Origin of the sequence: Paenibacillus dendrobii (assembly GCF_009807035.1) — a bacterium.
Lineage (GTDB): Bacteria > Bacillota > Bacilli > Paenibacillales > Paenibacillaceae > Paenibacillus_AQ > Paenibacillus_AQ dendrobii.
This window is the reverse complement of sequence record NZ_WUBI01000002.1, coordinates 629,257-641,168: the sequence shown is the minus strand read 5'-3', so window position 1 is coordinate 641,168 and position 11,912 is coordinate 629,257. Positions and strand designations below refer to the sequence as shown.

General features: G+C 49.9%; 12 protein-coding genes. 11 read left to right on the top strand and 1 reads right to left on the bottom strand.

The window, feature by feature from the left end:
• Positions 1–8: 8 nt before the first annotated feature.
• From grpE to GRF59_RS16920, 10 genes are all read left to right on the top strand, one after another.
• Positions 9–608, top strand: coding sequence for a nucleotide exchange factor GrpE (gene grpE / locus GRF59_RS16965; protein WP_237391861.1), 600 nt, complete (start codon positions 9–11; stop codon positions 606–608).
• Between the two features lie 59 nt (positions 609–667).
• Positions 668–2,515, top strand: a complete 1,848-nt coding sequence (gene dnaK, locus GRF59_RS16960) for a molecular chaperone DnaK (RefSeq protein ID WP_160498869.1) — start codon at positions 668–670, stop codon at positions 2,513–2,515.
• Between the two features lie 112 nt (positions 2,516–2,627).
• Entirely contained in the window at positions 2,628–3,749 is a 1,122-nt protein-coding gene (gene dnaJ, locus GRF59_RS16955; protein WP_160498868.1) for a molecular chaperone DnaJ, read from the top strand.
• A 184-nt stretch (positions 3,750–3,933) separates the two neighbouring features.
• Positions 3,934–4,305 (top strand): hypothetical protein, encoded by a 372-nt coding sequence (locus GRF59_RS16950; RefSeq protein ID WP_160498867.1) that lies wholly within the window; start codon positions 3,934–3,936, stop codon positions 4,303–4,305.
• Between the two features lie 60 nt (positions 4,306–4,365).
• Positions 4,366–4,566: a YfhD family protein gene (locus tag GRF59_RS16945; protein ID WP_160498866.1), complete on the top strand. Its 201-nt coding sequence runs from the start codon at positions 4,366–4,368 to the stop codon at positions 4,564–4,566.
• Positions 4,567–4,757: 191 nt separating this feature from the next.
• A complete protein-coding gene (gene prmA, locus GRF59_RS16940) occupies positions 4,758–5,729 on the top strand; it encodes a 50S ribosomal protein L11 methyltransferase (protein WP_160498865.1) in 972 nt (323 codons plus the stop codon).
• On the top strand, positions 5,729–6,409 hold the full coding sequence (locus GRF59_RS16935) for a site-2 protease family protein (RefSeq protein WP_160498864.1): 681 nt from the start codon (positions 5,729–5,731) through the stop codon (positions 6,407–6,409). Before prmA ends, GRF59_RS16935 begins: the two co-directional genes overlap by 1 nt.
• A 96-nt stretch (positions 6,410–6,505) precedes the next feature.
• Entirely contained in the window at positions 6,506–7,270 is a 765-nt protein-coding gene (locus GRF59_RS16930) for a 16S rRNA (uracil(1498)-N(3))-methyltransferase (RefSeq protein ID WP_160498863.1), read from the top strand.
• Positions 7,271–7,272: 2 nt separating this feature from the next.
• A complete protein-coding gene (gene mtaB / locus GRF59_RS16925; protein ID WP_160498862.1) occupies positions 7,273–8,613 on the top strand; it encodes a tRNA (N(6)-L-threonylcarbamoyladenosine(37)-C(2))-methylthiotransferase MtaB in 1,341 nt (446 codons plus the stop codon).
• 180 nt (positions 8,614–8,793) lie between these two features.
• The gene (locus GRF59_RS16920) at positions 8,794–9,228 is read left to right on the top strand and encodes an NUDIX domain-containing protein (RefSeq protein ID WP_160499132.1); all 435 of its coding nucleotides are present in this window, start codon (positions 8,794–8,796) and stop codon (positions 9,226–9,228) included.
• A gap of 19 nt (positions 9,229–9,247) precedes the next feature.
• On the opposite strand, the gene GRF59_RS16915 is transcribed toward GRF59_RS16920, so the two are convergent.
• Positions 9,248–10,222: a Na/Pi cotransporter family protein gene (locus GRF59_RS16915; protein WP_160498861.1), complete on the bottom strand. Its 975-nt coding sequence runs from the start codon at positions 10,220–10,222 to the stop codon at positions 9,248–9,250.
• Between the two features lie 265 nt (positions 10,223–10,487).
• Here GRF59_RS16915 and GRF59_RS16910 point away from each other — a divergent pair, with 265 nt between their 5' ends.
• Positions 10,488–11,861 (top strand): class I SAM-dependent rRNA methyltransferase, encoded by a 1,374-nt coding sequence (locus GRF59_RS16910; protein ID WP_160498860.1) that lies wholly within the window; start codon positions 10,488–10,490, stop codon positions 11,859–11,861.
• Positions 11,862–11,912: the final 51 nt, after the last annotated feature.

Genomic DNA, 11,912 nt, shown 5'->3' with positions numbered 1-11,912 from the left:
AAGACATCTTGAAAGAAAACCAGGAAATTCAAGACTTGGACAATGAAATGAATGAAAACCGCGAAGACGCGGCAGTGGAACATGCAAACACGGATGCTCATGCAGATGCTTCTTCGGCAGAAGAGGGACATGTAGAGGTGCTAGATACCGCTCATCTGGAAAACGAAGTCCAACGCCTGCAGACGCTCGCCGACGATTATCAGCAGCGCGCACTGCGGACGCAAGCCGATTTTGACAACTTCCGTAAACGGACGCAAAAGGAAAAAGAGGACTTTGCCAAATACGCATCGTCCAAGCTGATCACTGAACTGCTGCCTATCATTGATAATTTCGACCGGGCGATTACCGCCGCAGGCGATATTGCCGATAACGATTCCTTTGCCAAAGGCGTGGGCATGATCTTCCGCCAACTGGAAAGCGTGCTTAAATCCGAAGGACTTGAGCCGATGGATACGATAGGCCAGCCTTTTAATCCTGAATTCCATCAAGCGATTATGCAGGTGGAAAGCGACGAGCATGAAGAAGGCGTCGTGGTTGAGGAAGTGCAAAAAGGCTACATGCTCAAAGATCGAGTGTTACGCCCGGCAATGGTTAAAGTCAGCATGTAATTTCATGGCTGTTTAAAATATATGAACACATTCATTTATTCTGAAGGAGGAAATATCTCATGAGCAAAGTTATCGGTATTGACCTTGGAACCACCAATTCCTGCGTAGCCGTAATGGAAGGCGGCGAAGCCGTTGTTATTCCTAATCCGGAAGGCGCGCGCACAACCCCTTCGGTTGTAGGTTTTAAAAAGGACGGCGAACGTATCGTCGGCGAAACAGCAAAACGCCAGGCCATTACGAACCCGGACCGTACCATCCATTCCATCAAACGCCACATGGGTACAAACCATAAAGAAACCATTGAAGGAAAAGATTATACTCCGCAAGAAATCTCGGCTATGATCCTTCAAAAGCTGAAGTCCGATGCCGAAGCATACCTTGGACAAACGGTTACCCAAGCAGTAATTACCGTACCGGCTTATTTCAATGACTCCCAGCGTCAAGCTACCAAAGATGCAGGTAAAATCGCGGGTCTTGAAGTCCTTCGTATCGTAAACGAGCCAACTGCAGCTGCACTTGCTTACGGTCTGGAAAAATCCGAAGATCAAACCATCCTGGTATATGACCTCGGCGGAGGTACATTCGACGTATCGATTCTTGAATTGGGCGACGGCTTCTTTGAAGTAAAAGCGACAAGTGGTGACAACCACCTGGGCGGCGACGATTTCGACCAAGTCATCATTGATTACCTCGTGAACGAATTCAAGAAAGAACAAGGTATTGACCTGAGCAAGGACAAAGCCGCTGTACAACGTTTGAAGGATGCAGCTGAAAAAGCGAAGAAAGAGCTTTCCGGCGTTATGACAACGACAATCTCCCTGCCGTTTATCACCGTGGTAGACGGGGTGCCTCAGCACTTGGAGGTTAACCTGACTCGTGCTAAATTCGAGGAAATTTCTGCTGATCTGGTTGAGCGTACGCTCGGACCAACTCGTCAAGCGCTTAACGATGCAGGTATGACTCCTAACGATATCCATAGAATTGTTCTGGTCGGCGGTTCCACTCGTATCCCTGCCGTACAGGAAGCCATCAAGAAGTTGACAGGCAAAGATCCTCACAAAGGCGTTAACCCGGATGAAGTGGTTGCCCTGGGTGCAGCGGTTCAAGCCGGCGTACTCACAGGCGACGTTAAAGACGTAGTTCTGCTGGACGTAACTCCGCTGTCCCTCGGTATTGAAACTGCGGGCGGCGTGTTCACGAAAATGATCGAGCGTAACACGACGATCCCAACCAGCAAATCGCAAGTCTTCTCGACCTATGCTGACAACCAGCCAAGCGTTGAGATTCATGTTTTGCAAGGTGAGCGTCAAATGGCAGCCGGCAATAAAACGCTCGGACGTTTTATGCTGGGAGATATTCCTCCAGCACCACGCGGCGTACCGCAAATCGAGGTTACTTTTGATATTGATGCCAACGGTATCGTGAACGTATCGGCTACGGACAAAGGTACCAATAAAACGCAAAAAATCACCATCACTTCTTCCAGCGGCCTCAGCGATGATGAAGTTGAACGCATGATGAAGGATGCCGAGGCTCATGCCGAGGAAGACCGCAACCGTAAAGATCTGGTTGAAGCGAAAAACAACGCTGACCAGCTCGTGTACTCCACAGACAAAACCATCAAGGATCTTGGCGACAAGGTGGATGCGGGTGAAGTCGAAAAGGCGAATGCGGCAAAAGACAAAGTGAAGGCTGCACTCGAAACCGACGATCTGGAGCAAATCCAGAAAGCAACTGAAGAGTTGACTGAAATCGTCCAACAGTTGTCTGTTAAATTGTATGAGCAAGCGGCACAAGCTCAGCAAGGGGCCGAAGGCGCTCAAGGCAGCCAAGAAGGCGCACCTAAAAAAGACAACGTCGTTGACGCTGACTACGAGGTTGTTGACGAGGACAAAAATCAAGGTTAACCTATAGAAAGTTATGTTCAGGAAGGGAAGGTCAAAGCCGGGGCATCCCGATGCTTTGGCTTTCTTTTTTCCATGAGCGGCATACTCTAAAGGAAACAACGGGGGTGGAAGAGTGGCTGATAAGCGTGATTACTATGAGGTGTTGGGCGTAGGCAAAGACGCTTCCGACGATGATATCAAAAAGGCATACCGCAAGCTTGCCCGTCAATATCATCCGGACGTGAACAAAGCGGCTGACGCGGAAACCAAGTTTAAAGAAGTCAAGGAAGCTTATGATGTGCTCAGCGACGGCCAGAAGCGCTCCACTTATGACCAATACGGACATGTTGATCCGAATCAGGGCATGGGCGGAGGATTCCAGGGTGGCGACTTCGGCGGCTTTGGCGATATTTTTGATATGTTTTTCGGAGGTAACGGCGGACGCCGGGATCCAAACGCACCGCAGCGGGGCAATGACCTGCAGTATACGATGACGATTGAATTTAAAGAGGCGGTATTCGGTAAAGAAACGGATATCACCATTCCGCGTACCGAAAACTGTGATACGTGCCATGGTTCCGGCGCTAAACCGGGAACGAAGCCTCAGACCTGTTCCGTGTGCCACGGCTCCGGGCAACAGGAAGTGGTTCAGAATACGCCGTTTGGCCGTATGGTGAACCGTCGCAGTTGCTCAAACTGTAGCGGTACAGGCCAAATTATCAAAGATAAATGCACCACATGCGGCGGCAGCGGCAAATTGAAAAAACAGCGCAAGATTCATGTGAAAATTCCTGCCGGTGTGGATGATGGAGCCCAGCTCCGCATGACCGGTGAAGGCGAAGGCGGCCTCCGCGGTGGTCCATCAGGCGATTTGTATATCGTTATCCGCGTGAAATCGCATGACTTCTTTGAGCGTGAAGGCGATGACATCTACTGCGAGATTCCGCTTACTTTTGCACAGGCGGCTCTCGGGGATGAGATCGAAATCCCTACGCTGACAGAGAAAGTGAAGCTTAAAATCCCAGCAGGTACCCAGACGGGAACCTTTTTCCGTCTGAAGGGCAAGGGCGTTCCTCGCCTGCGCGGTATCGGGCAGGGCGACCAGCATGTGAAGGTCGTCGTGGTGACGCCAAGCAAGCTGAGCGATGAGCAAAAAGACTTGCTACGTCAGTTTGCTTCCATGGATGGGGAGCAAACGCATGAGCATGAGCAGTCCTTTTTCGACCGCATGAAGCGTGCCTTCCGTGGTGACTGAATGATTTTGAAGCAATGCATATGGAAAATCGGCCTGCCCAGGCCGGTTTTTTTGTATTTCCATGCAAATTTTTCTTAATCCTTGGTCAGCGTATATTCATTCCGGCTTCCGCAGAATCTAACGACAGGCGATCGCAGGCCTACAGAACCGTGATCTAGACTAACGATATAAGCAGGTGAACGTGTTGAGCGAAAAAAATATTCTGGCTTACTTTAAAAGCCCGGAGGAAGCTGAGGGCGTGGCCAAGAAGCTGCAGACGCTCCGTGTGGTGGATATGTCCATCGACAGATTCAGCAGATATCCGGGAACCGGGTTGTACGGCTCTGTGCTGCCCTTTGCGGGAGATATGGTCAGCCTGTCGGCTGCAACCTTTGGCACATCGTTAAGCGGCGAATCATCAGCGATTTTGGCTGCGGCAGACCCTTCTTCCAGCGGAATGAGCGATGGTGGTCAAGGCGGACCGACGGGAAGGGATATTTTGCTGACGATCGTGGTGGAGGAAGATTCTTTTGAACGGGCAATGCGGATCGTTGAGGATGCGGGCGGCATGGTGTGAGGCGCTTTATAAGTTGTTCTTGCAAACTGGCTGCTACAAATTCGAAAAGAGGTGCTGATAATGGCAAACCGGGATAAAAAGGGACGTATTATGAGCAAGACGGAAAAGACCCTGAAGCTGATGTCCATGAAGAACGAGGACGTCGAATTCTCAGGCGTTTTGGCTGATCATGATGACGTGGAAGCGATCCGCCGCAGTGAAGCTGCAGATGAGCGCCAGCTGCGCCAGATGGATGACGATAGCTGGAATATAAAAGAATAGATGGCGTTAAGCTTAAACCAAAAACGCGGTTGACCTCGAGGGCGGCCGTGTTTTTGCGTGCGAGGGCAAGAATCAACATTCTCACTCTTTCATCGATTGGAATATCTTAATTACTTAAAATTTTGTACTCGGCTCCTGATGTATAGTACAATAAAACCTATGCACGATGTTGAGGAGGAAGATGAAGAACGATGTTATGGCACGAGATTACAATACATACGACAGAGGAAGCCGTAGAGATGATTTCCAATTTCCTGCATGAAGCAGGTGCGGGTGGCGTTTCGATTGAAGAATCCGGTACTTTAAACAAGAAGCGCGACACCACATACGGAGAGTTGTATGAGCTGCCGCTAAACGATATACCTGAAGGGCAAGCGGAGATTAAAGGTTATTTTTCTCAAGAAACCCCTGTTGAGGATATTCTGGAGGAAGTGAAGCATAGAATCGAAGAGCTGCGGGAATTTCAGATTGATCCGGGCGAGGTCCGTTATGGGATGAAGACGGTGAATGAGGATGAATGGGCTACGGCTTGGAAGCAATATTTCAAACCGCTGCGCGTATCCGACCGGCTAACGATTAAGCCAACGTGGGAGGAGTATACTCCGGAACAAGAGTCGGAGAAAATTATTGAGATTGATCCGGGCATGGCATTTGGCACCGGCACTCATCCGACCACCTCTTTATGCCTGCGCACCCTTGAGAAGGCCGTGAAGGGCGGCGAGGAGATCATTGATGTCGGTACGGGATCGGGTATTTTGGCCATAGGTGCCGTTTTACTAGGGGCAAAGCATGTGCTTGCGCTCGATTTGGACCCTGTGGCGGTATCGATTGCTAGCGAGAACGTGAGTTTGAATGGAATGGATCAGCAGATAACTGTAAAAGAAAGCGACTTGCTTGGACTTCTGAACGGGAATGGCGGGGAAGGCTTAGGAATTACGCTGCCCGTAAATATCATTGTTGCCAATATCCTCGCCGAGGTCATTTTGCTGTTCATTGACGATGTATATCAGGCACTGGAGCCGGGCGGAGTTTACATTGCTTCCGGTATTTATAAAAATAAAGTAGAAATCGTACAGCAGGCACTTGAGGATTCCGGTTTTGACATAGAGGATGTATGCCGTGATGAGGACTGGGTCGCATTTGTAGCTAGAAAGAGGTCATAATGGAGTTCTTGGACAAAATACTCAGCGTTCCGCTTGAACAGCTTCCTTTTTACCTTGTGGTGCTGGTTGTCGCCTTCACGGTGCATGAGTTTTCGCATGCATATTTTGCTAACAAATTCGGAGATCCGACGGCAAAGCTGCTGGGACGGGTTACCTTGAATCCTACGGTGCATTTTGATTTTCTGGGGATTATTTTGCTCCTGATCGCAGGCTTTGGCTGGGCCAGACCCGTACCGGTCAATCGTGATAACTTCAAAAGTCCGCGGTTGATGGGAGTGGTTGTTTCGGCGGCAGGACCGCTTAGCAACTTCTTCCTTGCGATTATCGGAACGTTAATATACGCGGTTCTGATCAGTACCGGAGTATTGGCTTCCATTTCCAATGAAAAGGTGATTGAAGCGATTATCATCTTCTTCCAATTATTTGGAGTGATGAACTTCTTCCTCTTCCTGTTCAATCTGATACCTCTGCCACCGCTGGACGGCTATCGGATTCTGGAAGATTTGGTTCCTCGTCAGATAAGAGCCAAGCTGCAGCAGTTTGAACAGTGGTCGGTGTTTATTTTCTTGCTCATTTTATTCATTCCGGCACTGCGTCAATATACGATTTCTCCGCTCTATAATTTGGCTTATAATTTGTATTATCATTTCATGCAGGTGTTTTTGCATATTTTTTCATAGTCCAAGGCTCTAAGGATGATAAAGATTGCTGGTCATAGCCTGGGCAAATGTTGTATGATGAAGCTTGTGATTTTTTAAAATAGGATGTTGATGAACATGCAGCGATATTTCGTATCGCCAGAGCAATTTAAAGAGAATACAGTAGAAATTTCCGGCGAAGACGCGCGTCATATCTCGAAGGTTATGCGCGGCAAGACAGGGGATAAGCTGATTGTCAGCGACGGTATTTCCCGGGAAACGCTCGTAGAGATTATTGCGATCGAAGCAGGAGCCGTCACCGCGGCGATCGTAGAACAACTTGAAATGACGCATGAGCCTGCCTTGAAGGTGACGATTGCCCAAAGCTTGCCCAAAGGGGACAAGATGGAAACCGTCATTCAGAAGTGCACCGAAATCGGCGCGGTTTCCTTCGTGCCGTTCATTTCGGCGCGGACCATCGTTCAGTATGACGCCAAAAAGGAATCCAAGCGGCTAGAACGCTGGAATAAAATTTCCAAAGAAGCGGCAGAGCAAAGCCATAGGAATACGGTTCCTGAAGTCCTGCAGCCGTTGACGTGGAAACAGTTGCTGCCGACGTTCGAGAGTTATGATGCCGTATATTTTTGTTATGAAAAAGAAGAGGGTCTTCAACTGCGCGATGCACTTAGACCGTTCATGCAAACATTGAGGAGTGACCGTGCGCCGAGTGTTCTGCTCCTTGTGGGTCCAGAAGGCGGGTTCAGTGAAGAAGAATGCCGGCAGGCAGAAGAAGCTGGAGCTGCGAGCGTCGGGCTCGGCAGGCGGATCCTGCGTTGTGAAACAGCGGGAATGGTTGCCCTTGCATGCATACTTTATGAATCCGGAGAAATGGGGGGAGTTTGAAAATGCCATCCGTTGCATTTTACACACTAGGTTGCAAAGTTAATTTTTACGATACCGAAGCCATCTGGCAACTGTTCAAAAAAGAAGGGTATGAGCAGGTGGATTTCGAACAGACCGCCGATGTTTATTTGATTAATACCTGTACCGTTACGAATACGGGGGACAAGAAGAGCCGTCAGATTATCCGCCGCGCCGTCCGCCGCAATCCGGAAGCAATTATCGCGGTGACCGGTTGCTATGCGCAGACGTCTCCGGCCGAAATCATGGACATACCTGGCGTTGACCTCGTCATAGGGAACCAGGACCGCGATAAGATTCTTCCTTTTGTGAATGAAATCCGGGAGAAACGCGAGCCGATCAATGCCGTTCGCAATATCATGAAAAACCGCGTGTTCGAGGAAATGGATGTTCCTGATTTTGCGGACCGCACCCGGGCTTTCCTGAAAATTCAGGATGGCTGCAACAACTTCTGTACCTTCTGCATTATTCCATGGTCCCGCGGGCTGTCCCGCAGCCGTGATCAAAAGAGCATTGTTACCCAGGCGCACCAGCTGGTGGAAGCAGGCTATAAAGAGATCGTTCTTACCGGTATCCATACCGGCGGCTACGGAGATGATCTGGAAAACTACCGTCTATCCGACTTGCTCTGGGACCTGGACAAAGTGGATGGGCTGGAACGGATTCGCATCAGTTCCATTGAAGCCAGCCAGATCGATGAGAAGATGCTGGACGTGCTGAACCGCTCCTCCAAAATGTGCCGGCACCTGCATATTCCGCTGCAAGCGGGAGATGACACCGTCCTGAAACGGATGCGCCGTAAATATACCACCGAGGAATTCTACGGTAAAATGCAGCTGATCCGCCAGGCTATGCCAGATGTCGGAATCACGACCGACGTAATTGTCGGCTTCCCGGGTGAGACCGATGAAATGTTCCGTAACGGCTACGAACTGATGAAGGCGATCAATTTCTCTGAGATGCATGTGTTCCCTTATTCCCAGCGGAACGGCACGCCAGCTTCGCGGATGCAGGATCAGATTGACGAAGAGATTAAGCATGCCCGCGTGCGGGAACTGATCAGCTTATCGGAGCAAATGCAACGGGCCTATGCGGAAAAATTCGTAGGGCAAGTACTGGACGTTATTCCCGAAGGGACCTCCAAAGGCATCCACGGTCCGGGCAAAATGCATGGATTCAGCGACAACTACTTGCAGCTTATTTTTGACGGCTCTGAAGACTTACAGGGTCAAATCTGCCGCGTGAAGCTGACCAAGGCAGGGGTAAACGAATGCGAAGGGCAGCTTGTCCGGGTTCTTGACGGAACTTCCGAAGCTGCGGTTTAATATAGAACAACAGCACCAAACAAGGATTTCATTTCCATGCACACAAGGAGGTGGAGTCCTTGTTGTTATATAAATTGAACTAAAGAAAGGGGTAACAGTTCTCCGGTGTAATCATGTTTAATATGGAGAAACAAGATAATACTTTAGTTCATTTTATACTTGGCGACACAAGGAGGAATCATCATGGCCAGAACCGAGATATCCGCGGGCGGGGTTGTATTCCGCAAAGTGGGAGACCGTCTTGAAGTGCAGTTGATTATGGACCGTTACGGCAAAATATCGCTCGCCAAAGGCAAGATGGAGCCTGGTGAGACCGTCGAAGAAACCGCACTCCGGGAAATTGAAGAGGAAACAGGTATTGTTGGGAAAATTGTATCTCCGGTTGATATTATAAAATATAAGTATATGAATCCGGTTCACGGTGAGGTGGACAAAGAAGTTCATTATTTTCTGGTGGAGGCGCGGGGCGGATCACTGCGTCCCCAGATTGAGGAAATCAGCGGCGTATCCTGGTATGCTCCTGCAGAGGCATGGCTTCAGCAAGAGCAGGAAGGATACGACAACAACGATGTCATTGTCCGTAAAGCCTTGGCCCAACTTGGCATTCACGTTTAGTCATGTATTGGAAGAGCCCTTAATGAAACCGGACTCTTTTCCATATCGGCAGATAACATATCGGAAGAGCCAGTAGGGAACAGATAATATTAAATAAGGTTTGAGCGTGCGCAATCTGGGCTCCGCTGTCCGCTGATATTGCGGCGGTCATCCACTCCAGCAGAGGTATAAAGGGCATGAACAGCAGCGCTCCGCCTACGTTGAGCACAACATGCGTCCAGGCCACGAATTGACCGGATTTCGTACTGCCGATGGCTGCGATCACTGCCGTGACACAAGTGCCTACATTGGCTCCGAGCACGATGGCGATACCGATACCGACCGGTAGAGTGCCAGTGGCTGCCAGCGCGATCGCAAGCCCAATCACTGCTGCACTACTGTGCATGAGTGCTGTAAGGACTGCTCCGGCAGCGATACCCCACAACACATTATGAGCGGCTTGAGCCGTGAACCAGTCGAAGAGTCCGGTGTTTTCCAGTGCGGGGCCGATCATTTGCATGATCCGAATGCCCAGCATGACCAACGCGAAGCCTGCAACGGCAAGGGCCATCAATTGTATGGATTTGAACGGGCGCGGCGAACCTTTTCTTTTGGAAAAAGGCTTGTATTCATCGGCTAGTACCGAGACAACCCACACAATGATGGATACGCCAAGAAGGGGTAAAGCGATTTGGCCTATTTGCATTCCGATAAGCTCGGTGGTAATACAGGTTCCAATATTGCTGCCCAATATGATGCCGAGCGTTCGCTCGTAAGTGAGAAGTCCCGCATTCACGAGGCCCATCGTCAGGACTGTTACGGCAGTACTGCTCTGGAGTACGGCTGTAATGCCCGTACTGAACAACATCCCCTTGAGGGGAGAAGAGGTTGCTTTTCTCAGGAAGGATGAAAGCAGGGGGCCAGCCCAGCTGCTAAGAGCCGCTTCCATCACCTTCATGCCTGCGAGGAAAATGATCAAGCCGTAGATAACGGGAAAAATAATGGTATTGAACATGGTAAAGGTTCTCCTTTAATGAGTTCTTGTCCATGTATTACGTATATGTCTGCTCCTGGACAACCATGACTTGGGAGTACTGCAACGATGACGCGTAAGTATGGAGTTATAAAGTGCTTAATGAGAGAATGCGTAGCGAAGGGAACAGAATCATTCTGAAGAAGCGGCAGCGTTCGGAAGAATGATCTGCTCCCGTAGCGATGTTTCTGCAATGGTTAAGCGCTGGTTTGAAGATAATATATAAAGATAGGTAGGAGTGGACATGTTGGCATCAGTCGTTCTTTCAAAAAGCCGCAAAAAGAGGCTGGAACAGGGACATCCCTGGATATATAAAAATGAAATAGAAACTGCTCAGGGCAATCCGCAGCCGGGAGATCTCGTGCAAGTAGTGAACCACCAGGGACGTTATCTGGCAACGGGATATTACAATCCGGCATCGCAGATCACGGTGCGTGCGGTATCCTATCGCGAATTGGAACGCATGGATCAGAATTTTTTCGCCGAACGTTTTCTCAGCTGCCTTAAACACCGGGAACGTTTTCTGAAAGAAGGGAATGCCTATCGCCTCGTGTATGGCGAAGCTGATTTCCTACCCGGGCTGATTGTGGACCGATTTGACGATGTGCTGGTGATTCAGCTGCTGACGCTCGGCATGGACATGCGCCGCAAGGAAATCGTCGACGCTCTTGTCGAAGTGATGAGCCCGAGAGGCATCTATGAACGAAGCGACGTTCCGGTGCGCGAGCTCGAAGGATTGGAGCAAACCAAAGGGCCGGTATACGGGGAATGTCCCAGATATGTGACGGTTCGGGAAAATGGGCTTCTGGTCCGCGTTGATATTGAAGAAGGCCAGAAGACAGGCTATTTTTTCGACCAGAGAGAAAACCGCGCTTCCATCGAACCTCTAATGACAGGCTGGGGAGACCGCAGCGGCATCACGGTACAGAAGGTCGAAGAAGACGGACAAGCTGTAGAGCGTCCGGTGAACAAAAGCGGCAAGGTTGTTTCGTTTCCATACTGGGACGGCGCGACGGTCCTGGAATGTTTTTCGCATACGGGCAGCTTTACGCTCCATGCGTGCAAGTACGGCGCCAAGAAAGTGACCTGCCTCGATATATCGCAGCATGCGATTGACAGCGCACGGGAAAACGTTGAGCTTAACGGCTTTGGTGACCGCGTGGAATTCGTGGTTGACGATGCGTTTCAATATTTGCGTTCCCAGGTCAAGGGACTGGAGGAAAGACAAAAGCGTTCAGCCATCTCCCCGGATAAAGTGGATACCTCTCAGAAAATGACTGCTGGCGGCGGTAGGAGCTGGGATGTAGTCATTCTGGACCCTCCGGCATTTGCCAAGACCAAAAGCGCCGTGAAAGGTGCCTGCAGAGGTTATAAGGATATTAATCTCCATGGCATGAAGCTGGTTAACGAAGGCGGATACCTGGTGACGGCCAGCTGCTCATACCATATGCGTCCGGATCTGTTCCTGGAGACGATTCAAGAGGCGGCGGCTGATGCAGGCAAGATTTTGCGTCTTGTAGAATGGCGCGCGGCCGGCAAAGACCACCCGCAAATTCTTGGCGTGGATGAAGGACATTACCTGAAATTCGCAATCTTTGAAGTGAGAAGCAGAACGTTCTAACAGATATGAGAGGGCATGGAATGAATCATTCCATGCCCTTTATTGTTGAAC

Coding starts and splice junctions, on each gene's coding strand:
- dnaK (WP_160498869.1), top strand. CDS start 668: ATGAGCAAAGTTATCGGTATTGACCTTGGAACCACCAATTCCTGCGTA.
- GRF59_RS16945 (WP_160498866.1), top strand. CDS start 4,366: ATGGCAAACCGGGATAAAAAGGGACGTATTATGAGCAAGACGGAAAAG.
- prmA (WP_160498865.1), top strand. CDS start 4,758: ATGTTATGGCACGAGATTACAATACATACGACAGAGGAAGCCGTAGAG.
- GRF59_RS16935 (WP_160498864.1), top strand. CDS start 5,729: ATGGAGTTCTTGGACAAAATACTCAGCGTTCCGCTTGAACAGCTTCCT.
- GRF59_RS16930 (WP_160498863.1), top strand. CDS start 6,506: ATGCAGCGATATTTCGTATCGCCAGAGCAATTTAAAGAGAATACAGTA.
- mtaB (WP_160498862.1), top strand. CDS start 7,273: ATGCCATCCGTTGCATTTTACACACTAGGTTGCAAAGTTAATTTTTAC.
- GRF59_RS16915 (WP_160498861.1), bottom strand. CDS start 10,222: ATGTTCAATACCATTATTTTTCCCGTTATCTACGGCTTGATCATTTTC.